This is a genomic window from Zunongwangia sp. SCSIO 43204 (genome assembly GCF_019904275.1).
Taxonomy (GTDB): domain Bacteria; phylum Bacteroidota; class Bacteroidia; order Flavobacteriales; family Flavobacteriaceae; genus Zunongwangia; species Zunongwangia mangrovi.
This window is the reverse complement of sequence record NZ_CP063204.1, coordinates 715,973-739,038: the sequence shown is the minus strand read 5'-3', so window position 1 is coordinate 739,038 and position 23,066 is coordinate 715,973. Positions and strand designations below refer to the sequence as shown.

The window sequence follows — 23,066 nt, the reverse complement described above, 5'->3', positions numbered from 1 at the left end:
AATGAATACTATGAAAATATTTAGCCTGATTTGGTGTATGTTTTTAACTACTTTGATCGTTGCACAGGAAAAAGCATCAATCAACAGTCCAGACGGTAAGCTGGAAGTTACGGTAGAGGTCGAAAACGGAAAACCATTTTACAACGTGATTTACATTAAAAAGACCATGTTGGGAAAATCTCCGCTTGGATTGGTGACTAACGAGAGCGATTTTACTTCAGAAATGAAATTGCTAAAGTCCTCTAAAGGTACGACCAGTTCAGAATATAGCATGGAAAAAATAAAGCAATCTCAGGTTTCCTATAAGGCCAATACGCTTACAGTTTTTTTTGCAAATGCTAAAGAACAGGAAATTGCTATATATTTTCAGGTAAGCAATAATGATATCGCCTTTAGGTATCAATTACCTAAATGGGGCGATACCCGGGCCTGTGTGGTGGAAAAAGAGTTAACAGGATATAATTTTCCGGCAGAGAGTACTTCGTTTTTGTCGCCAATGATGCAATCTATGGGAGGCTTTGCCAGAACGGCGCCTAGCTACGAAAGTGGCTATTCAGCCGATGCCCAGCTTGAAAGCAATACATCTGAAACTGGTTATGTTTTTCCAAGCCTTTTTAAAATTGGGGAAAATGGATGGGTTTTACTTTCAGAAACCGGTGTTAGCAGTCTTTATACGGCCTCGCATTTAAGCAGTTTTAAAGATGGAATTTACAGCGTAGCATATCCAGATCCTGCCCAAAATAACGGTTTTGGAAGCACTGGCGCTCAGATAGGCTTGCCGGGACATACACCCTGGCGAACCATTACGGTTGGAGAGACTTTAAAACCTATTGTAGAGACGACCATTCCTTACGATGTGGTAGATCAGCTTTACGAACCTTCGCAGGATTATAAATATGGTAAGGGAAGCTGGAGCTGGATTGTTTGCCAGGATAACAGCATGAATTATGAGGATCAGGTAAAATATATCGATCTGGCAGGGGCAATGGATTTTGAATATATTCTTATAGATGCCTGGTGGGACGAACGAATAGGCTACGAAAAAATGGAAGAACTTATTGATTATGCCGAATCTAAAGGTGTAGATGTTTTTCTGTGGTATAATTCTAACGGAGTTGCTAATGACGCTTTTATGACTCCACTTAACAAGATGAATACTTCCATAGCCCGAAAAAAGGAAATGAAATGGCTGAAAAAAGCGGGAGTTAAAGGACTAAAAGTCGACTTTTTTGGAGGGGACAAACAGGAAACCATGAAGCTTTATGAAAATATACTTTCAGATGCTAATGATTACGGATTAATGGTCATTTTTCATGGAGCGACCCTTCCCAGAGGATGGGAGAAAATGTATCCTAATTTTGTAGGAAGTGAGGCTGTTCTTGCTTCAGAAATGCTTATCTTTTCTCAGGATGTAAGAAACAAAGAGGCGTTCTATGCTTCTATGCATCCGTTTAGCAGAAATGCTGTTGCCAGTATGGAATTTGGCGGAATATTACTGAATAAATATCTTAATAAAGGGAATAAAGAAGGCCAGGAGCGATTAACTACCGATGCTTTTCAATTGGCGACGGGAGTTTTGTTTCAGAATCCCGTGCAAATGTTTGCCTTAACTCCAAATAACCTGGAAGATGTTCCTGAATTCGAACTGGATTTTTTAAAAGAATTACCAACTACCTGGGATGAAACCGTTTTTATTGACGGCTACCCTGGAAAATTTTCAGTTTTGGCAAGACGGCACGACGAAACCTGGTATGTGGCAGGAGTGAATGCTGAAAAAAGCGTAAAGAAACTAAAACTGGAACTTCCTATGCTTGCAGGAAAGACCGTAACCTTATTTTCTGACGATAAGAAAAAAGAAACCTATTCCAAAGAAATGAAGATTCCTTCCAGCGGAAAGATTTCCGTAGAGATTCAGCCTAATGGCGGATTCGTAATTAAAAATTAAGCGATTTATGAGACGTTCATTTACTGTATTGTTTCTGTTTAGTGTTTTTGGGATTTCATTTCTGGAAGCACAAAACCCTATTATTCAAACTGCTTATACGGCCGATCCTGCCCCTATGGTTCACGATGGTAAAGTGTACCTCTATACCAGTCATGACGAGGATAATTCAACCTGGTTTACGATGGACGACTGGCGGCTGTATACCACACACGATATGGTGAACTGGACCGATCACGGTGCAGTTTTGGAATATAAAGATTTTGATTGGGCATTAAAAAATGCCTGGGCACCTGCTGCAATAGAGCGCGATGGTAAATTTTACCTGTACGTTCCCATAACCGATCGTAACAATCAAAATGGTATTGGGGTTGCTGTGGCCAACAGTCCGTATGGACCGTTTATTGATCCTCTTGGCAAGCCGCTGGTTTCTGAGAGTAATGCCGATATAGACCCTGCCGTTTTTATTGATGATGATGGGCAGGCTTATATGTTTTGGGGAAATCCTGTGTGTTATTTTGTGAAGCTCAATGAAGATATGATCTCTACGGAAGGGGAAATCCAACAAATCCCAAACAGCATTGAAGCTTTTGGAAAAAGGGAAGGTGAAAAGAACGATCGACGACCCACTACTTATGAAGAAGGTCCCTGGGTTTATAAAAACAATGATAGATATTATCTGTTTTTTGCGGCCGGACCAATCCCTGAACATATTGGATATTCTACCAGTAAAAGTATTAACGGCCCCTGGACATATCAGGGTAAATTAATGCCAACCGAAGGGGGTAGTTTTACCAATCATCCAGGAATTATAGATTATAAAGATAAAACCTATTTCTTTTATCACAACGCTGGTTTGCCCGGCGGAAGCGGATTCAACCGTTCGGTTTGTGTACAGGAATTAAAATTTAACGACGACGGTACCATTGAGCAGATGAATATGGCCAGCGGAATTAAAGACGCTTTAAAAGAGATGAATCCGTATCGCAAAACCGAAGCAGAAACCATTGCCTGGTCTGAAGGTTTTAAAGCGAAATCGAATGAAGTGGTCGGTAACTTTGTAACCGCAATGAAGGATAAGGCCTATATTCAGGTTAAAGCCGTTGATTTTGAGGACATTTCCCCGAGTTCCATTATCGCCCGTATTGGAAGTGTGCATAATAACAATGTTTCTATGGAAGTTCGGGCAGATGCTAAAGACGGCAAACTACTGGCGACCTTAAACGTTCCTATAACCGGTGGGGATGATCGTTGGAAACTGGTTAAAGCTGAAGTAGAAGAAATTACCGGTGTACATGATCTTTATTTTATAGTTAAAGGTAAAGCGACCACGCAGCTTATGTATTTTGATTACTGGATGTTTAAAAGGTGAAAAATACAGATATAGAAATTTTTATTTTAAATTAATAAGGGAAATCGAATTTAGGGGTTAACACCATAATATTTAGAATAGTACTACTAAAATTGATCGAAAAAATATAGGGAAATACTAAAAATATTCTTTCGATTGTGGAATAAAATTAGCAATTTGGGCTTCTAATTGGATGTGTTTTAGGTATTTATTTTTTAAAAGACTTTTCTTATTAACCTGCGATCCCGATACGAGGTAATATCTTTTTTCAAGATATACCTCCACTCGAGATAATTGGTCTTGAAAGTATAGGGTAAAGCCTACTAGATCGGTTTATGATAAAAAATAGGGGTTTTCGCGTGGTAGATCTTTTTTATAATTAGATGAGTTTTTCACCTGATCTTTATGAGAACTATGGAAAACAAAATTTTAGACAATCAGGCAGTTCTAATTTGGGGAAACTTACAGGGAAATAATCCAGAATTATCAATCTTAGTGTTTATGGGGGGCTAAGAGTACATGAAATTGCCAGTGACACCGAATTTCGCACCTCTAATTAAAGTTTAACCAACCCGGGGAAGATATTTTATATCTTTATTAAAATTAGTTCTAATTATATTTTTCGATAAACGTTATTTCAGTTTTCTATCAGCAAGAACTGAAAGTACTCCAATAGGAAAAAATTTGAGTAATATTAAAGTATCCTAATTTTTTCTCTTTAGTTGGGGCAAAGCCGGGGGCTATTGAATGAAGTTTTTCAGATCTTAAGTCTTGAATTCACAATACTCGGTTTAATTATTTAAATTTTAGTATCATAGCTATATTGACATTGCAGGATGAGATTAGGCTAAGAATATTATAATTAAAATGGGGACAAATAATGCACCCCTACATAGCTGTCCCCACTCTATATTACCGTTAGTAAGTACAAAATAAAATTTTAAGACTCTTAGCTTTCTCAAAATTTCTGTAGCGAAACGGCTAGGTTAACCTAAGTTTTCAAACCCCAAATTTTAAAAACTTAAGTATGCAATAATAAGCTAGATTAGAATGAAAAGCAATACCCAGTTATAGGTAATTTTTAGATATTCAATTGTATCAGTCTCATTTTAAATTCTCAAAAAAAAAGCAGGTATTTCTACCTGCTCTCCACTCAACAATCTAACTAAAGAAGAATTATTTTAATGATCATCTTCAGCAAAACCAGTATCTCTATACCCTGCAACGATATAAGGACTATCAGGGTCATTCGCCAGTTGTATTTGAAACGATAGACTATCAACAATTGTTCTACTTCCTGAAGCTTCAGTTCCATTAGGAATAATTAATCCTTCTGTAATCGTGGCCACTCCTTCTTCATCGTAAAGATTTGCTGCATCCGTAGTTGAAAAAATTAAATTTTCAACATCACCGGTAGCTTTTACCTTCAGAGGAAATAAATTTTCATTATCATCAACAAAAATAGTGTTATCATTATCAGCAGTATTATAAGTTGAAAGCAAATAGTATCCTGATAGGAGCTCTCCACTCATTGAGTACTTTGAGACATACCACTCTCCACTTAATTCTTTTGTATTCGTTTGACCGGTATCATAGTCTGCATATCCATCATTCTCACAGGAAAATAGGAAGCAGGAAAGTAATACCACCAGTATTGTATTATATCTTATATTCATTTCTCTTAATTTTAAATTTACTTAAGGAGTTACTTTATCAAGCCTTAATCCAGATAAACTAAAACTTTGAGAAGCTAGTGTTGCTCCCCAGTTCATTGTCGTCTTACCTGCTGAAATTGAAGGGGCATCAACAGTCCAAACACCGAAGGCATTTGATCCTCCAGGAGAACTGATATTATCTCCATTCACCGTAATCGTCGACGGTACAGCATAATTGGGGCCATAATTTACCCCGTATTCATAGTGTCCCACTAGGACATCAGTAATATCGAAAACGTTCGGATCATCAGTCGAAGTGATCAGTACCGGAAATTCAGAACCTTTAGGGCTATAAATTTAATAAAAGTCAAAAAAAAGGGGTGTATCCTCTCCAGAATTAACACCCCTAAAATTAAACCTTATCATTGTGAAAGTTAACGAAATAAAACTATGCTACAAAGACCGGATAACAATTTCTAATTGTCCCAAAATTACCTGCTCCCAGGTACCTATTCGAAATCCTTTGCTCAATATCTATTAAAAAGAAGCTTACCTGTTTTTCGGAAAAAAGGGAAACAAAAAATGTGGATAATTTTACATGAGATTCAAATCTATCAAGATAGAGCTTACCTCTCTCTGGAGCTTCTTAATAAGTCAGCCATAAGTTTTATACCAGAAAAAAATTAGTGTCTTTCTTGAAAGTAGGGATCAGGGGAAAAGACATTCTGGTCAGCGGCAGAAATTGGATATTTTAGGAATTCAGAATTTCCCTGCTAAATTAGGAACAGGAGAAAAGAAAAAACTTGTGATTGTCCTTCCTAAGTTTAGTGTTCCTAAAAAATGGAAGCTAAAAATACTTATTCAGGAAGAAAATGGACGAAGGTATTGTAGTATCTGAGCAGTAAAGACCAATGATTAGGGGGATATGTCGCAAAACTTTAGTAGGTAAAAAGTTTATGGAAACACCCTTTTGATCTATGATATTAACATAATATAACGCTTCCAGACTAAATTTTTACGATTCATTATCACTTCAATCTCTTATTTGTAATTATTTTCGCTGTGAAAATTGTTATGAAAAGAACTCCGGTATCTCAGGATTTTAGAAATTATAAGAGTTGAAGATAAAAAGGCTGTTAGATGTAGTTTTTTGAAATCATCTGGGAAATGGTTAAAAAAGGGAATAATATCATTTATTCCCTTTTTTATTTTTAAATCCCTGCATCACTTCTTTAGGGGATATTCCATAGCGTTCTTTAAAAGATTTGGCAAGATAACTGCGACTCCTTAAGCCAACTTTTTCCGTAATCGATATAACGGTATCTTCTCCTTTTAATAAAAGTTGCATAGCTTTTTTCAAACGGAGATCATGAATGTAACTATTGATACTTTTACCTTTAAACTTTTTGAATCCCTCCTGTAATTTATTAACATTAACTCCACTTTCTTCTGCAATCCCTTTAATGTTTTTAAGCTCTTGAAGATTATTATGGATGTAGGTAATAGCCCTTTGTACAGCTAGATATTCATTTCTCCCATGACGAAAAATCTCCGGTTGCTCCTGCATTTGGAAATTTAGCATCATCTGAGATAGAGCAGTAAGTGATTTTCCTCCCAGATAATTAATTCTGGGAAATCCAATTAGAGGATTTTCTAGAATTTCTTCCAAAATATTGTACACATTCACCCCATAGGTTCCCGGGATAAAGACTTCTTGTGAGGCGGAAGTATCGCCAAACAACTTTTGAAGACGAGGTTCTATAAGCTTAAAATCAAAAGCGCAATAATCTTTGTATTTTACACGATCAACCTCTAAATAACCAAATATAGTTTCTTCGTTTTCATCAAATAATAATTCATGAATTTGGCCAAGTTTGGGAGCAATGGTATAATGTTCTAATGGCTTAATCTGATATTTAATACCTGAATCGAGTCTCGAATTAACAGAGCCTTTAAGCATATATAAAAAGCGAACTAAGCTCTGGTTCTGATGTGCCAATTCAATATTGATACGCTCCTTAAACTTAAGACTATAAATATATAGTCCTATACCATTAGGGAAATTAATACAACTAATAAAGCCATTACCATAATCTTTGGGAATAAAAATTTTATACTCGCCCAATTCTTCTTTATAACCGATTTTCATCTGGTCGGCTAATTTCGGGACGTAATCATTTACATTTTTTAGGTCTAATCGAAAGCTATTCATCATGTGCATTTGTTAAAAGCGCAACGAACTTAACATATATTTTACCCTCCAATGAAGCCTTTAGGCTTGAAAAAGATGGTTTTTGGTTAATAATATACTAAATATTGTTATAAAGTGCAATGCTTGATGTTTTGAGCACATTAGGTCACTTATGAATATTCAACTTCGTAGAAATGACCAGTCAAAAATTATGAATACAAAAACTATCCAATTATCGCTGCTTCTTTGTGCCATTTTAGGAACTATATACCTAAGCTTTATTTTCCCCGGTTGGATATATTACTTGATCATCCCATCCGCTATTTTAGTAAGCATTCATTTAATATGTCAGATATTCTTAAAGCTTAAAAAATCAAATCAGCCCGCTAAAATAGTTCATCACAAAATGGACGCTTGCGAGCAGCCCATGGTATCTATTCATATACCGATAAGTAATGAGCCTCCAGAATTGGTGATCCGTAGTCTTAAGGCCTGTCTTTCACAAAACTATCATAATTTTGAGGTCATCATTTTGGATAATAATACTCAGGATATCAACCTATGGAAACCAGTAGAAGATTTTTGCAGAAATCATGAAATTCTAAAGTACCATAGATATCCTAAACTTGAAGGTTTTAAAGCCGGAGCTTTAGATAAATGTATTCATTTATCCGCACGTTCTACGAAATATATTATGGTAATTGATGCTGATTACTGTTTAAAAACTTATGCCTTAAAGGAGGCCGTTATTGAGGCTGAAAAAAATCAATTAGATCTCCTACAATTTCCGCAGGCATACAGAAATATTAATTTTAGAAATGAATCTCTTGCCATGGAATACCAGCATTATTTCGATATCTACGCTACGGCGGCTAATACCGATAAAGCAATGCTATCCACCGGAACTTTATGCCTTTTTCGTTTTGAAAGTCTAAAAGAATTACCAGGATGGAAGAACTGCCAAACAATAACAGAGGATGCTGAAATTGGTATTCAGTTTATAAAAGCTAGGAAACATACGGCTTTTAGTCCAAAAATTCTTGGATATGGTATAATGCCTCAAAACGCTATTGATGTTGGCAAGCAGCGTGCTCGATGGATTTTTGGGAATATGCATACGCTATTAAACAATAAATGGAATTTAGGCTCCAAAAGAGATTTAAATATTATTATGCAACTAACGGCCTGGCTAAACTTTTTAATGCCCGTTTACCTGGCTCTATTCACACTATTGCTAGTGGGTTCCCAAATATATGAAAAGACTGAGTTGAATCTAATTCTAATAATGGGTGCGATTCCGTTTCTTATAAATTTATTAGGCAAATCCATTTTGTTTTACAGACCTTCACTAAGTAGATTGCAAATTCTCCGAACTCTAGCAATTCATATACATTTTAATTTCCGTTCATCAATAGTGTGGCTACCTTGTTTACTAGGAGGTCGTAAACCTTTTTATAGGACACCGAAGGATGATAAACAAAGAAGGAATTTTCAATTCACGGATGTGACTTGCTTGCTTTTTTTCGCTATTGGAATAATGGCTTTTATGAATGACTTAGTGCTTCCCGCTACCATATATACTTTGCTTGGTAATGTCTATTTATTTAGTACTCTCCATACTTTGAATGCATTAAAATATTCGGAAACCTCTTCTAGGATAAATTTGAAATTACAAACTAACACCTTATGAAAATTGCTATTATAGCTCACCATAAATTTCCACTAAAGGAGCCTTATCAAGGAGGATTAGAAATGATAACTCATGCTTTAATAAAAGAACTAATTCAAATTGGACATGAGGTGGATGTGTACGCTAAAGAAGAGTCCGAATGCGAAGGATTGAGTACTCCTCAATTGAATTCCATTATTGCCAGGAAATTTTACTCCAAAGATGATGCTGAACAGATCATGGAAAATATCGCTTACTCGAAAATGTTTTTACATATCGATCAAAAGCAATATGATATCATTCATAACCATTCTTTACATTATTTGCCCATAATTCTTGGGGAAGAACTGGATACACCTTTCATTACCTCACTGCATACTCCTGCTTTTCCTGAATTACAGATCGCATTAAATTGTATTGGAAATCGGCCAAATACTTATTTTACAAGTGTAAGTAATTCTTTAAAAAATAACTATCTAAAGAGAATAGGGATTAATTCCGAAGTAATTTATAATGGGATTGCAGTACATAAATGGTCTTTTGATCTTGAAAATACGGCGGACTATTGTTTTTGGTATGGTAGAATTTGCAAAGAAAAAGCTCCTGAAATGGCAATCCAGGTAGCCAAAAAGGCAAACGTGAAATTATTGCTTGCTGGTCCTGGGGAAGATTCCGATTATTTTAGAGATTACATAAAACCAGAACTTAACAATGAAATCAAATATCTGGGGCATCTTTCACAGGATGAAATTAACGAATATTTAAAATTGGCTCGAGCTTTACTCTTTACCAGTGTGTGGGAAGAACCTTATGGACTTACCATTGCTGAAAGTCTGGCCTGCGGCACGCCTGTGGTGAGTTGGAACTTGGGTGCTGCACCTGAAATTATTACGGAAGAAACCGGTTATCTCATCGATGAAATTGATCCAGATGCCATGGCTGCAATTCTCAAAGAAGTCCAGTTTTTAAATCGTAGAGAATGCAGAAAAAGAGCCGAAGAATTTTGTGCTATCAGTTCAATGGTTATGGCTTACGAAAATTTGTATAAATCTATTTTAGCTCAAAAAGTATGATTGCTTATTACGCTCATTCTGAAGGTTCAGGTCACGCCAGATATGCTAGTATATTTTATAAGTTACTAAAAGGCAGACTCAAAATATTTTCCAGTACTCCTGCCTATTTTTCACCGGATACAAGGATCTTTAAATTAGCTAAAGAAGATCCTGATGGTACTGGTTTGCCTATGGACGATACAGATGCTCCAGACTATTTACATTATTCTCCGGTAGCGCAACGATCTATTCAAAGAAGAAGTCTTCAGTTATTAACTGGTTTGGTGAATGCCCAGTGCAATTTATTGTTTGTGGATGTAAGTGTAGAAATAGCTGCTTTATCAAGAGTTTCATCAATTCCCTATGCTTATATTAAATTACCGGGCCTTAGAAATGATCAACCTCATATTCAATCTTTTAAGGGTTCTTTATTTAATCTGGCTTTTTATCCTGAAGCTTTTGAACATCCTTCAACACCTAATTGGGTAAAGGAGAAAACACTTTATTTAGGGTATTTTAGTCGACTTCATTTTGTTTCTAATGAAAATACTATTGCTTTAGAGCGGATACAAAAGATATTGATATTGCGCGGTAAAGGTAATGGTACAAAGCTCGTTAAAGCCTTACCTAAGATTGCCATGCGATTTCAGGGACTTCAGATTAAAGCCTTGGGAGACTTCTCTGATCTTGAACAACAAGTCACAGGAATTCAGTTTTTAGGTTTTCAGTCAAAGATAAGCTCTTATATTGATGATGCAGATCTAATTATTTCTTCTGCAGGCTTAAATCTTAGCTCGGAAGTACTATGCTCTAAAAAAATATTTTGCTGTATTCCTGAAGATCGGCCTTTTATGGAACAGGAGCATACAGCAAGTGTCCTGTATGAAAATCGTCTAGCATTTGATTTATCAGAGATCTTATTACTCTCAAACGAAGAATTAATGAGCAGAAGGAAACTCTATAATTCGGAGTTTTCAAAACGCAGATTGGAGTGCTTCGTACAGTGGTTAGATTTATATAGTTCAGATATAAAAATGATGGCCAAAAAACTTCCTGATTTACGAAATGAATTAGATAATACACTTCTTAGCTTTGAAACAATATCCTAGATTTTCTGTTATTATTATCTGTGCAGCAAGAAGAAAACATCTTTTTTGGACATTAAAAGCCTGTTTGAAAAGTAGTGTAATTCCTTCGGAAATTTTAATTGTTCATATGGATGATATGATAGACTTTTATTCGTCCACATCTTTGATAAAGCAATTTAGACTTCCCAAAAAAAATGGTGATTTAAATTTAGCCGGAGCACGTAATTTAGGAGCCCAAAAAGCTCGTTATGATCAGTTAATTTTTCTGGATGTTGATTGCATTCCAGATCGTTTTTGTTTTGAACGCATTTTGAAACGACTGAAGTTAACTGATATTGTTCAGGGGACTCCAAAGTATCTTACAAAGACTATTTCTAACTTAAAATGTCTAAATGCCAAATCAATTGCGCACCCTTTAAAACCATTGGTGGAAATCGCTCAACGTGAAACGGATTATAACCAATTTTGGTCACTGATTTTTGGGATTAAAAAATCTGATTTTCTTCAAATTGGAGGGTTTTATTCTAATTACAAAGGTTATGGAGCAGAAGATACTGATCTAGGACAAAAATTTAGATACCATGACCTGGAAATGTATAGAACAAATGCTATAGTTTATCATCAATATCATCAGGTGTTCAGACCACCACTAAACCACTTTTCAGGTATCATACACAATGCCCAGATCTTTAAAGAGCGATGGGGATTTTACCCCATGATGAACTGGATTGAGAAATTTGAGGAAACCAAGCTAGTTGAAATTAATAATGGACAATTAAAAGTTCTCCGACTTCCTACTTTGAATGAGATTGAAGAAGCAAAATCCTGTAATGCATTTTAATAGGATAATTTTAAATCTAAATCCATTATAGAAAGAAGTGAATTATAAACTACAAATCCAATGAGTAATATGAAAAAAAAAGGTATTGATCTTAGGTGCCTCAGGAGCATTGGGGCTAGAAATTCTTAAAGAAGCAAAAAAGAAAAATTTTTCGATAAGAGCGTTAACTTACTCGGAGGAAGGCTACAATACTATAAAAACTTTTACAATGGATATTTGGTTTGGAGATGCCAGTAATGCTCCTACTCAACTCAGGGGTATAACTAATGGAGTCGATTACGTTATTTCTGCTATGGGTAAATCTGTTAGCTTATTTAATCCTACACCTAATTCATTCTATCAAAATAACTATAAGGCAAATTATCATGTATTACAGGATGCTATTGATAATCATGTTGATCATTTTTTTATGTATCAATGAAAGGCGCCGATAAAGCATCAAAGTTTACTATACCAGAAACTCATAGAATGATGGAGCAGGAAATTAGAAAATCAAATTTAAAGTATAGTATTATAAGATCGTATATTTAATTTATTTCTTGTTCATTTAATTCGAATTTAGAATTTATCTTATGTAAGCAATCAGATATACTTATTTCTTGAGTGTTGCTTGGTTTTTTATCGTTCTCATTTCTTTCTTTCATCATCATTCTGGTCTTTAAATTTTAATAATTTGATTTCTATTCGTGATCCCGATAAAATTTATTGATTTTCTCAAAATACGCAGCTTTATTAACGCAAAAGAAGATAGTTTTAAAAAGCTGTTGTTTAGTTGGTTAAAGTGTTATAACTTGGTGAAACCAAACCAAACCAAATCTAACCTACCATGAAATTAATTAGCAGCTCTAAACAGAAGCTCTTAATAGCTTTTCTTATTTTAAGTTATGCTATTGCTATGGCTTCTACGATTCAAATCTTGCCAGCGGTACTAACAATTCCGTTTTTCGTTATTGGTTCTCTTTTGGTTTTCATCTTATTTATTCGGTTTTTAATACGTCTTAGGTAACATTCTTAATTATGGAAGTTCCTTAAAAATCTCATATTCAATTTCTTTAAAGCTACCGCCGTTGCTGTCCTCTGCCGAGCAAGCGGTAAGTCCTACAATCAAATCCATTTTAGCTTCAAAAAGCACGTAATCATTGGGAGTATTAAAAGGTGGATCTACGCTTATTTTCCCATTTTTTTCAAATTGAACATTCATAAAAATATTGAAGGCCGTTGGAATGTCATCTGGCTCTATATCGAATTTCGCTAAATTGGTATATAAATTTTCGAAACAGCTAGGATGATATTCTTCATTTTTATACATAATTTTAAAGGTCTCGGGACTGCAAGGCGCCAGTAAAAAGTCATTACGCCCATTGGTGTCTTCGACGATCTTCATCATTTTGTTGCTACGATTGCTCCAAAGGAAGTTGTCCTTACTAATTAGGATAGATTCTTCAAAATCTAAGGTTTTTCCGCTTGATATTTTTTCTCTTTTATCATTTTTATTAAAAAGAACCATGTCGCTTACCTGCTGTCCTTTAGGTCCGCTTACTTTTAAATATTCTCCCTGTTTTAAGATAAAACCTTCTCCAGATTGTTTAGAAATCGTATGCATAATTAAAATTTAATGTTTAAAAGGGCATTCCCATTTTTCAGAAACCTTACGACCACTGTATTGCTTTGCTTCGCTAGTAGCACCAAAATCCTCTAGCATGGGATTTATATTTCCTTGTAGTTTCTTATCTCTTTTTCTAATGGTATTTCTTACTCGCTTATAAGTGCCCATTTCCCTTAATTTCTCAAATTGCCAATGTAGATTAAAGGCCAGTGCAACATATGGACTTTGTCTTGCCTTACGGGAGCTATTAGGATGTAATCCTACAATATAAAAAGCTTTACCAGCAATACTAAAACTAAAATTATTATCAGTAGGATTACTGGTTACACTAGGATCCCAGTCATATTCATCAATGGTGTTTAATTGATTGAGTTGCACCCATAACTGCTCCTCAAATTGAAGTTCATTGTATTTTGGACTTGTTGGAAAAACAGCTATAAAAGTTTCGAATTGATTAGAATTAAAATCATACTTTTCAATATAGGTCTTTAGCTCTTTATAGAGCTGTTTACTTTGTTCAAGGTTTCCAAGGTTTTTATACACCTTTAAGCGAATATTATCCATGCTGAAAACCGTCTTAGCCATTATGCAAGGGTGATCTTTGCTTATTATAAATTCCTGAAATGATTGATAAATTTGATCAATGTTCAGAGGATTTTCAGTATCGAGATCAATGGAATCTTGCAGGTCAGATTGGTGGTTGGTTGATATCATTTTCGATTTCTTTTTATTCTAAATTAGGGCGAAGAAGTTCCGCTAGAAAATGTATTAAGAACAGTTTAAATCCTCCTTATATGCGGTTTAACACATATGTTGCATTATTGTTCATAACGATAGTAATAGCATTCATAAATGCTAATTTTACTTCATAATTATTCTAATTTAAGAATTGACTTTAATGGAATCTTTAGAAATCAGCCGTATTCTTTTAAATATATGTCAATTTTGAAGTTTTTAACCTTAGCCTGATTATTCCTGTTTTAACTTAGAGTAAAAATTTAATTATGAAAGATCCAAGAACAAAATATCCACAACCACCATTCGAGACTCCTTTACAAAATGAGCCTGGTGATGAATATCAAATGAATCCACTTCCTGATTACGGCGAGGATACTTATAGAGCAAACAATAAGCTAAAAGATAAAGTGGCTATCATCACAGGAGGTGATTCAGGTATTGGTCGCGCTGTTGCATATGCATTCGCACTTGAAGGAGCAAAAGTTGTCATTTCTTATCTTCGTGAACATAAAGATGCGCAAGAAACTGCAGAAGTTATCAAAAGTAAAAATGGGGAAGTGCTTTTAATTGATGGCGATATTCAGGAAGAAAAACATTGTATTCATATTATAGAGAAAACTCTGGATACTTATGGCCAGATAGATGTAATCGTAAATAATGCAGCCTTTCAGATGTCAAGAACCAGCCTGCAAGAAATATCAGCAGAGGAATGGGATAAAACATTTAGAACAAATATACACGCTCCTTTTTACCTTTGTAAAGCAGCAGAACCACATTTAAAGCCAGGAAGTAATATTATTAATACCACTTCAGTTAATGCATATAGTCCAAGTGATAATCTTGTTCCCTATGCAGCAACCAAAGGAGCCATTAAAAACTTTACCGCAAGTATGGCACAGCTATGGGCGGATAAGGGAATACGAGTGAATGCTGTCGCTCCGGGGCCGATTTGGACTCCTTTAATACCGGCAACTATGCCTGAAGAAAAAGTTAAAAACTTTGGTAAACAAACACCTCTGGGGCGCCCAGGACAACCTGCAGAGTTAGCTCCGGCATACGTCATGTTGGCTTCTGAAGATGGAAGTTATACCTCTGGGGCTACCATCGAAATTACTGGTGGTCGCTATACACTGTAAGAAATGTTTATAGTCACTTAATTTATTGCTGGTTTTATACTAATTTTTAAGTAGCCTAAAAGTAGAAGAGGGAATTTCTAATTCCCTCTTCTACTTCATTTAAATTTATTTGTGTTTGCACAAATTATAGATTAAATAATTTCCACGTACTTTATTCATTGGCTTTAAAAAAATTGCTAATGCTTTGATTGAAGAGTTCAGGAATCTCCTCTGGAGCTTCATGACTGGCACCTTCAAATATCTTTAAAGTTCCCTTGGGAATTTTATGAGCAATCAATTCCGTATGCCTCTCTTTAACCACATCATGCTCACCAGCCATCACTAAAACCGGAGCCTGTATATTGCCTAAAGCATTGGGATCAATATGGGGTTCATTCAGTAATAACTTCTTCAATCGGTAGTCCATATCTTTTTTTGATATATCCTGTTTTTCCATTGCAGCAACCTGCTTTTTAATAACTCTATTAGTTTTTGCGGTAACAGAACTTTTATCATTATACAGCACCGTACCCATGATAGCCATGGATTTTATCTGTTCAGGATGTTCCATTGCCAGAATAAGAGCAATATTACCACCATCACTCCATCCGATGATATTGACTTTTTCCAAGCCCAGCTTTTTAATGAGTTGACTGACATCATCGGCCATAAGTTCATAGCTCAATCTGGTTTCACTGGAAGTTGATTTTCCCTGTCCACGACTATCCAAACCAATGACTTTATAATCGCCTTTAAAATACTCCTGTTGATATTTGAGTCTGGCCATCGATGAGTTATTACCATGAAGTAGTATTACTGGATCACCTTCTCCATAGATCTCATAATACAGTTCCACATCATTGACTTCTACATAATTTCCAACTTCCTGATTGCTGCCAAAACTCGAGGCTGCGACTTGCGAATAATCAAAATACAATGATTTGCTGCCACTATGAGATTTTTCGTTGGAAACAGAAACTTTTCCATTTATAGGTATTCGGCTGTTTTGCCAGTTCCCTAAGGAATCGTTTTCAAATCCGGCATTTGTGATAGGAATGTTTATAACCTGTTTTCCATCTTTTATAGACAATTCAAAGTCGTCTACATAATAACTTCCATAACCTCCAACAGTCATCCCCACGCCTAAATAGGTAGCGTTTTTATCAATTTTTCCGGTTAATTCGTATGGACTCCATGCACCTTCTTGATAATAGGTGCCAGCATTATCGTTATATATTGGCTGACCGATCACCTTTGCCTGACTGTCAATAGGAAAGGCCGATAAAACTGCAAAGGATTCATTCTCCAGTTTATTTTTATAATAGATCTTGGCTTTTAGAGTAAACTTCTTACCTCGATATTCTTCAACTTTTAAAACCTGATAAACCTCAGAAACTTGTGCATAAGAATTATGGCTGAGCAGCATAAGCATTAATGCAATCATAAAGTAGGTGATAGGTTTCTTTAAAAATGAGTCTATATTGAAACTCTTTCCTGTAATGATAAAGCTTTGAATTTTAGATGACATAGTTAGTACTTAATTAATAGTGGGATAAGAAAGCCTAAAAGTCGCTTCTTAGGTATATAACTGACTATAATATACAAGAGTCGGGTAAATTCGGAAGAACGCTATTAGCTATAATTATGTAAAATGCAATACAAATTTGATGCCCAATAAGCCTTATTCCTGAAAGATTTTATCTTAAAATGCATTCCTAAATTTTAAAGTATTGGTTTATAGGTAATAGGATATTCATCTTTTCATTTAGTTTCCCTTCCGGCTATTGTGCTGTTTCTTCCTAATCGGTTTTTAATTCACTTCAGTTGCCCCTTAGCCTTCTTTTTTTGGATTGCAAAACACCAATATTTTGGAGTTGAACCGGACTGCATAAGCCGCTCCCTGCGCTCGCTTTTATAAGTCCTAATCAATCCAAAATATTGAATCGTGTAAGCATCAAAAAAAGATAACAGCTATACGGCACTACGGGAAGTAAATCAAAACAGTTCAAAATGAAATCAACAGCGACATATCTATTCGGAAGGAAAACTAAAAAATCAAAAAAGGGAAAAACGCTTCCGGATATAATAAGTAAATCATTTTTTCAAACTAGTTCAATGTATGTGTAACTGTCTGCCTCCGGGTAGACCTCTAAATCTTTTTATTATGAGTACTATTAGAAACAAAGTTCAGTTAATCGGAAATGTGGGAAACACTCCTGAAATTACTAATCTTGACACCTTCAAAAAAGTGGCGCGTTTAAGTCTTGCTACTAATGACTATTACCGAAACCAAAAAGGGGAATCTGTTCAGGATACTCAATGGCATAACCTTGTTGCTTGGAATAAACAGGCCGAGATTATCGAAAACTATGTGCCGAAAGGAAAGGAAATTGCCATCGAAGGCAAACTGATTTCCAAATCTTACGAAGATAAGGAAGGGAATAACCGTTATGTGACCGAAATCTTAGTGAGTGAAATTCTACTACTAGGTAGTAAAGCTTAAACTTCAATAACAAGGGCGGAACCCCTTCGCGCCCTTGTTGCTTTTGAGATAATCTTAAGCCTAAAGCTTAGTGCTATAAATTTAATAAAAGTCAACAAAAAGGGGTGTATACTCTCCAGAATTAACACCCCTAAAATTAAACCTTATCATTATGAAAGTTAACGAAATAAAACTATGCTACAAAGACCGGATAACAATTTCTAATTGTCCCAAAATTACCTGCTCCCAGGATGCAGCGAATCTTTACTATACCAATTGGGATAAAAACGAAATTCAATTGCAGGAATCTTTTAAAGTGATGTTGCTCAATAATTCTAATATCGTTAAAGGGATTTGCCAGATCTCGACCGGTGGAATTACCGCAACCTTAGTGGATATGCGAATTATGTTTGCCCTAATTCTAAAAAGTCTTTCTACCGCAATAATTGTTTGCCATAACCACCCCTCAGGAAAACTACAGGCCAGCGAAGTCGATAAAAAACTAACCTCCAAAATTCAAAAGGCCTGTGATTTTCTGGATGTCAAACTACTGGATCACCTGATCATCAATAGCGAAGGAAATTACCTGAGCTTTGCCGATGAAGGAATTTTATAATACTTAAATTACTGATGTAAATAAAAGGGAGCCCTAAAGCTCCCTTTTTGTATTATTCCATTTTTGTAGGCTAATACAAATTAACGAAATAATGATTAGGTGCGACAAAACTAAAGGTTTAGTTTAAATAAACTTAAGATTTATTGTTAAAGTAACTATTAGGATAGTTTTTGATTCTGCATTGTAGTCATTTCAATTTTTTGATATCGTTTTTATCCGTATATTTATAAGGAATCTTAACCAGATCTTCACAATATATTTTTAAAATGCTGCTGCTTTTTGACTTTCCGGCAGCCGATGTTTAACCTCCGAAATAGGGAGACTGGTATTTATTAGCAATGATTTTTAAAAAGCCTGAACCTTGATCAGGTTGACCAATTTTTTCAGCCCGGCGCTGAAAAAAAGGAAAAGCAAGAGGGTAACACGCTACGCGGTGTTACAACTACTATTTGGCTTTTGAACCCCAGTGTTTACGGCGCTTTTCAGAATTTATGATGCGTCTTTAAGCTAATTTTTCCATGAAAACTGTGCTCAGCCCCCAATTTTCGGTCAATTTTTCACGAAAAAATGGATGAAGATTTTAAAAAAGATCAATTTATCAATCTAAGTATTAAAGCTCCCGTGGCTAAAAAATTTCGGAAATATGCCAGACATCTGGGCTGTTCCCAATCCATGTGCCTGCTGCTGATGCTAGAGTTTTTTGAGACTAATCAGTTATCACCCAAGGAAAGAATGGGGCCGCATATGCAAACCCTGGAACGCCTGGTCAAAAAAAGAATTAGTGCCCTGATCGCTATCGTTCGAGATATTGAAAAGCATCAGACCAAACCGACCGCACTTATGCTCCAAACACTTTTTGAAAATGATAATTCCCAGGAAATAAAATCCGAAGAGCCGCAATTTAAAGAGCGTAAGTTTCAACAGCATCTGCCTGAAGAATACCATCTCTTTAAAGAGAAGAAGTTTAATTCCTGAAGTCTCAATACTCAAATTTAACCTATGTATATAAGCATATCCCCACAGAAATCCGGTGGACATTATGCAAGCTCAAGTGCTGACTATGTCCGATACCTGGAAAAAGAAAATGAACTCCGCCCGGATGAGGAGAAGGAAAACTTTTTTAATGCGAGCCATGATGATATTTTACCGGAAAGCGTGACCAAAGATATCGATGGGAATACCGCAAAATTGAAAACCTCCGAAGCCCGATTTTACGCGATCACGATTAATCCCAGTGCCCGGGAACTGGCAAATATTAGTACGAAGGATCAGCTAAAAGATTATACCCGGGAGCTTATGAAATCTTATGCCAGCTGTTTTAATCGTGAGATTGATGGACGTGCTGTGCAGCCTTCGGATATTAAGTATTATGCGAAACTGGAAACCCAACGCTATTTTAAAGGTACCGACTGGCAGGTAAAAGAAAACCAGCCCTGTGCGTCTCAAATATTAGCACTTAAAAATCAACAACGGAAAATTGATCGAGGAGAAGAGCAGGGGAGTATCACCAAACTTCAAAAGCAAATTGATCGCCTGGAACAACAGGCTCCGCATAAAATTAACGGACTACGCATTAGCCAGGGAATGGCCAAACCCGGAAACCAATCCCATATCCATATTATCGTTTCCCGAAAGGATGCTTCTAATCGCTATAGCCTTTCCCCTGGCAGTAAATACAAAGCCTCGGAAGTGATGATGAATGGTAAACTCGTAAAGCGAGGTTTTGACAGAGATCGCTTTTTTGCCTCCGCAGAAAAGATTTTCGATCAGAAATTCCAGTTCCAACGTAATTATGTAGAATCCTACGCCTCTCGAAAACTTTTTCTGAAGCAACCGAAATCCTATATGCAGCAACTGGCAAAACTGCCTACTGCGCAAAAGAAACTGGCGTTTCAGATTCTGCGACAGTCAGGGCTTAGAATTCCTGCCATCCCTACCAATCAGGTGCAGCTTGCCGTAAAAAGCTTTAACCAGCTTAGAAAGGGAATTCAAACCGCTATTAAATCCTCATCAATAGGCTATTAATATTCATTTAAATACTAAAAACTCATGATCGAAATCTTTCACCCCCTAATTATTCTCTCCACCTGCTGCATCGTAGGCGGATGTTTCTATGGACTACTGAAATTCTATACCGAAGGTTTTTGGATGAACTTCGGTATTCTCATTATGCTTGTGGGAACGCTGTTTTATTTTTTTCCATCCGATATGGAGCGGATTAAAATAATACTGCTTTATGCCTGCCCCTTACTCTTGCTCAATATTGTGCTCTATGTGTTTTTCGGTGCCGGGGAACTGGACACCCGATCGCCTAAAAAGTATAAAGTACGGTTCAAAACGACCAGCGGGAATTTCTATATTGATAATGTGCGTCGCGGTGTTTCCATTACCGGTTCAGCAGGATCCGGAAAAACCGAAAGCGTAGTCTTTCCTTTTCTAGAACATTTTCGAAAACATAATTTCTGTGGGGTAATCCATGATTATAAGGATTTTGAATTAACCGAAATGGCTTACCCACTTTATAAGGATAGCGATATTCCGTTTTATATTATTTCATTCGACACCGTAGTCCATCGTGTGAATCCCATCGCAGCACGTTACCTGCCCAATGAAGAAAGTGTTAATGAAGTGGCCCGGGTGCTATTGGAAAACCTGTTGGAGCTGAAAGAATCGGGAAGCTCCGGTACCAGCAAGTTTTTTAATGATGCCGTAGAAGGCCTTATCGCGGGAATAATCTGGCGATTGAAAACCGATTATCCCAAATATTGTAACCTTCCCTATATGATTTCCCTATATCAAAAACTGGATACCAATAGTCTGATCCATTTCCTTTCTGTAAATCCTATTTCAAAAGCTATGGCTAGTGCTTTTATTCAGGGTAAAGATTCTTCAAAACAAACCGCCGGAGTGAAGAGTACCCTGGCCAATGCTTTTAAAAAAATCACTTCCGAGAAGATTTTCTATGTGCTCTCTAAAGACGAGGTGCCGTTGGATATTAATAATCCGGAACATCCTGCCGTAGTCTCGGTAGTTAATAATCCAAAATATGATGCTTCTTTTTCTCCGGTAATCGCCACCATCATTCATACCATCGTTAAACAAATGAGCGTGCGGCATCGCCAATCTTCCTTCCTGATGCTGGAAGAGGCGCCCACAATTCGACTGCTTAATATGCATCGTATTCCGGCGACTCTTAGAAGCTATGATATCGCTACCATTTATGTCATGCAGGATAAGATCCAAAATGATATGATGTACGGGGATAAAGGCTCAAAATCGATCCTTAGTAATCTTTCCTATCAGTTCTTTGGAAAAGCGAATGATCCGGATACAGCACGTTATTATGAACGCTTTTTTGATCTGGTACTGAAGCAGACAAAAAGTGTGAGTAGGAGTGAGGGGCTTGATTTTGATACCCGGGTGACCAAAGGGGAACGTGAAGTGGCTAAAATCCGAGCCAGTAGTTTTTTTAAATTGAAACCGGGAGAATTTGTGGTCTATGCCGATGGCAATACTAAACTATTACTCTTTAAAAATCAGAAATTTCAATTAAGCAGTTTTAATAATATAGAGGGAGAAACCATGCTATATCATCGGAAGTATCAATCCATGATGAAGGATCTCGATGATATGTTTTCTTAAGATTTTTCAATATTGATGATGTAACTAATTAGATTTTGGGAGATAAATTTAAAATAAAACAAAGTTTCATTGGGAACATTTGAAGTTTCATAAAACAGAAATTGTAATTCACAAAAACGGATAGAGCATTAAGGAGAATCTAGCATTCTTATGCAAAAATCTTTTTGAGTAACTACTAACTAGTCTCATTTATCCTTCGGAGGTAAGGAGGAATTAATCCCTTATTAAGGGTTTAATTCCCCGAAGTGTACACCTAAAATAAACCTAATTTCCTATTCATACCTCAAGGGCTTGCACCCAGGTTCTTGATTCGGATTTTTGAAGTCTATATGAAAGGTTGGACTTTTTAAAGTCCAACCTTGTTAAGTGGATACTACTAAGTTTTAGGAAAAGCCAAATTAAAACCAGTTTTATGGTAATAATTTATTGCATATAACACCCGGCTATTGGTGCAGGCTTATTTGTATGTAGATCTTGTGTTTTTATTGAATTACTCATATATGATCCTACTCGTTTTGCTTGTACTTTTTTAGCATTCTTTTCTTGTGCCGCGACAAGTTTTACAAAAACATTGTTTTGTTGTGAAGTTGCATAGTCCAGTGCAGATTTTCCATGAGTATCTTTGGTATGAGGATTAGCACCATGTGCTAAAAGAAGTGCTGCAATATCATTGGCTCCGAAAGTAGCTGCAAATGTGAGCGCTGTCGCTTGGTTAAAATTCATTACAGCAACAGCTGCATCATACGCCAAGAGCTTTTCTGCAATAGCAGTGTATCCTTTAAAAGCGGTACCCATTAATGCTGTATTACCAGAGTAATCTTGTGCATTTACATTGGCTCCTTTTTCTAAAAGGTAAGCTACAGCATTGGCCTGGTTATTATACACGGCTAGGATTAAAGGAGTATATCCTTTACTGTCTTGTTGATTAACGGCGGTGGCATCTTTATTGAGAATAGTTTCTAAAGTAGTTATATCTCCGCTTCTTGCAGCATCAAAAATTGTTTGTTGTGCAAAAACATTCATGGAAAATAAAAATACAATAGCTATTGATAAAAATAATTTCATAATATTTATATGG

20 protein-coding genes are annotated in these 23,066 nt (G+C 36.1%); 13 read left to right on the top strand and 7 right to left on the bottom strand.

Going from position 1 to position 23,066, the window contains the following annotated elements; translation table 11 throughout:
• The first annotated feature begins 10 nt into the window (after positions 1–10).
• Both INR75_RS03280 and INR75_RS03275 read left to right on the top strand, forming a co-directional pair.
• Positions 11–1,945, top strand: coding sequence for a glycoside hydrolase family 97 protein (locus INR75_RS03280; RefSeq protein ID WP_255584625.1), 1,935 nt, complete (start codon positions 11–13; stop codon positions 1,943–1,945).
• Positions 1,946–1,952: 7 nt separating this feature from the next.
• Positions 1,953–3,314, top strand: coding sequence for a glycoside hydrolase family 43 protein (locus INR75_RS03275; protein WP_223090756.1), 1,362 nt, complete (start codon positions 1,953–1,955; stop codon positions 3,312–3,314).
• Between the two features lie 1,160 nt (positions 3,315–4,474).
• On the opposite strand, the gene INR75_RS03270 is transcribed toward INR75_RS03275, so the two are convergent.
• The 3 genes from INR75_RS03270 to INR75_RS03260 form a co-directional block, all read right to left on the bottom strand.
• Positions 4,475–4,969, bottom strand: coding sequence for a lipid-binding protein (locus tag INR75_RS03270; protein ID WP_223090755.1), 495 nt, complete (start codon positions 4,967–4,969; stop codon positions 4,475–4,477).
• 21 nt (positions 4,970–4,990) lie between these two features.
• Positions 4,991–5,221 carry a hypothetical protein gene (locus INR75_RS03265; RefSeq protein ID WP_223090754.1) on the bottom strand — a complete coding sequence of 77 codons (231 nt, stop codon included), beginning with the start codon at positions 5,219–5,221 and terminating at the stop codon, positions 4,991–4,993.
• 916 nt (positions 5,222–6,137) lie between these two features.
• Positions 6,138–7,097 (bottom strand): AraC family transcriptional regulator, encoded by a 960-nt coding sequence (locus INR75_RS03260; RefSeq protein ID WP_223090753.1) that lies wholly within the window; start codon positions 7,095–7,097, stop codon positions 6,138–6,140.
• A 253-nt stretch (positions 7,098–7,350) separates the two neighbouring features.
• Between INR75_RS03260 and INR75_RS03255 the strand changes: the two genes are divergently transcribed.
• The 5 genes from INR75_RS03255 to INR75_RS03235 all read left to right on the top strand — a co-directional run bounded on the left by INR75_RS03255 (position 7,351) and on the right by INR75_RS03235 (position 12,210).
• Positions 7,351–8,829, top strand: a complete 1,479-nt coding sequence (locus tag INR75_RS03255; protein ID WP_223090752.1) for a glycosyltransferase — start codon at positions 7,351–7,353, stop codon at positions 8,827–8,829.
• Positions 8,826–9,881 (top strand): glycosyltransferase, encoded by a 1,056-nt coding sequence (locus INR75_RS03250; protein ID WP_223090751.1) that lies wholly within the window; start codon positions 8,826–8,828, stop codon positions 9,879–9,881. The genes INR75_RS03255 and INR75_RS03250 overlap by 4 nt, the downstream gene beginning before the upstream one ends.
• On the top strand, positions 9,878–10,969 hold the full coding sequence (locus INR75_RS03245) for a hypothetical protein (RefSeq protein ID WP_223090750.1): 1,092 nt from the start codon (positions 9,878–9,880) through the stop codon (positions 10,967–10,969). Before INR75_RS03250 ends, INR75_RS03245 begins: the two co-directional genes overlap by 4 nt.
• Positions 10,953–11,789: a glycosyltransferase family 2 protein gene (locus INR75_RS03240; RefSeq protein ID WP_223090749.1), complete on the top strand. Its 837-nt coding sequence runs from the start codon at positions 10,953–10,955 to the stop codon at positions 11,787–11,789. Before INR75_RS03245 ends, INR75_RS03240 begins: the two co-directional genes overlap by 17 nt.
• An 85-nt stretch (positions 11,790–11,874) precedes the next feature.
• Positions 11,875–12,210: an NAD(P)H-binding protein gene (locus INR75_RS03235; protein WP_223090748.1), complete on the top strand. Its 336-nt coding sequence runs from the start codon at positions 11,875–11,877 to the stop codon at positions 12,208–12,210.
• 594 nt (positions 12,211–12,804) lie between these two features.
• Here the strand turns inward: INR75_RS03235 and INR75_RS03230 are convergent.
• Positions 12,805–13,392, bottom strand: a complete 588-nt coding sequence (locus INR75_RS03230; protein WP_223090747.1) for a DUF1989 domain-containing protein — start codon at positions 13,390–13,392, stop codon at positions 12,805–12,807.
• 9 nt (positions 13,393–13,401) lie between these two features.
• Positions 13,402–14,109, bottom strand: coding sequence for a guanitoxin biosynthesis heme-dependent pre-guanitoxin N-hydroxylase GntA (gene gntA / locus INR75_RS03225; protein WP_223090746.1), 708 nt, complete (start codon positions 14,107–14,109; stop codon positions 13,402–13,404).
• 368 nt (positions 14,110–14,477) lie between these two features.
• Here gntA and INR75_RS03220 point away from each other — a divergent pair, with 368 nt between their 5' ends.
• Complete coding sequence (locus tag INR75_RS03220) at positions 14,478–15,269, top strand: SDR family oxidoreductase (protein WP_370629882.1); 792 nt, start codon at positions 14,478–14,480, stop codon at positions 15,267–15,269.
• A 151-nt stretch (positions 15,270–15,420) separates the two neighbouring features.
• Here INR75_RS03220 and INR75_RS03215 read toward each other — a convergent pair whose 3' ends face one another.
• The gene (locus INR75_RS03215; protein WP_223090744.1) at positions 15,421–16,776 is read right to left on the bottom strand and encodes an alpha/beta fold hydrolase; all 1,356 of its coding nucleotides are present in this window, start codon (positions 16,774–16,776) and stop codon (positions 15,421–15,423) included.
• A gap of 636 nt (positions 16,777–17,412) precedes the next feature.
• Between INR75_RS03215 and INR75_RS03210 the strand changes: the two genes are divergently transcribed.
• From INR75_RS03210 to INR75_RS03190, 5 genes are all read left to right on the top strand, one after another.
• The gene (locus INR75_RS03210; protein WP_223090743.1) at positions 17,413–17,751 is read left to right on the top strand and encodes a single-stranded DNA-binding protein; all 339 of its coding nucleotides are present in this window, start codon (positions 17,413–17,415) and stop codon (positions 17,749–17,751) included.
• 151 nt (positions 17,752–17,902) lie between these two features.
• On the top strand, positions 17,903–18,346 hold the full coding sequence (locus INR75_RS03205) for a JAB domain-containing protein (RefSeq protein ID WP_255584624.1): 444 nt from the start codon (positions 17,903–17,905) through the stop codon (positions 18,344–18,346).
• 567 nt (positions 18,347–18,913) lie between these two features.
• The gene (locus tag INR75_RS03200) at positions 18,914–19,321 is read left to right on the top strand and encodes a BfmA/BtgA family mobilization protein (protein ID WP_223090742.1); all 408 of its coding nucleotides are present in this window, start codon (positions 18,914–18,916) and stop codon (positions 19,319–19,321) included.
• 24 nt (positions 19,322–19,345) lie between these two features.
• On the top strand, positions 19,346–20,371 hold the full coding sequence (mobB, locus tag INR75_RS03195) for a MobB family relaxase (RefSeq protein WP_223090741.1): 1,026 nt from the start codon (positions 19,346–19,348) through the stop codon (positions 20,369–20,371).
• A gap of 183 nt (positions 20,372–20,554) precedes the next feature.
• A complete protein-coding gene (locus INR75_RS03190) occupies positions 20,555–21,988 on the top strand; it encodes a type IV secretory system conjugative DNA transfer family protein (RefSeq protein ID WP_370629881.1) in 1,434 nt (477 codons plus the stop codon).
• Positions 21,989–22,411: 423 nt separating this feature from the next.
• Here the strand turns inward: INR75_RS03190 and INR75_RS03185 are convergent, their stop codons facing one another.
• The gene (locus INR75_RS03185; protein WP_223090740.1) at positions 22,412–23,053 is read right to left on the bottom strand and encodes an ankyrin repeat domain-containing protein; all 642 of its coding nucleotides are present in this window, start codon (positions 23,051–23,053) and stop codon (positions 22,412–22,414) included.
• Positions 23,054–23,066: the final 13 nt, after the last annotated feature.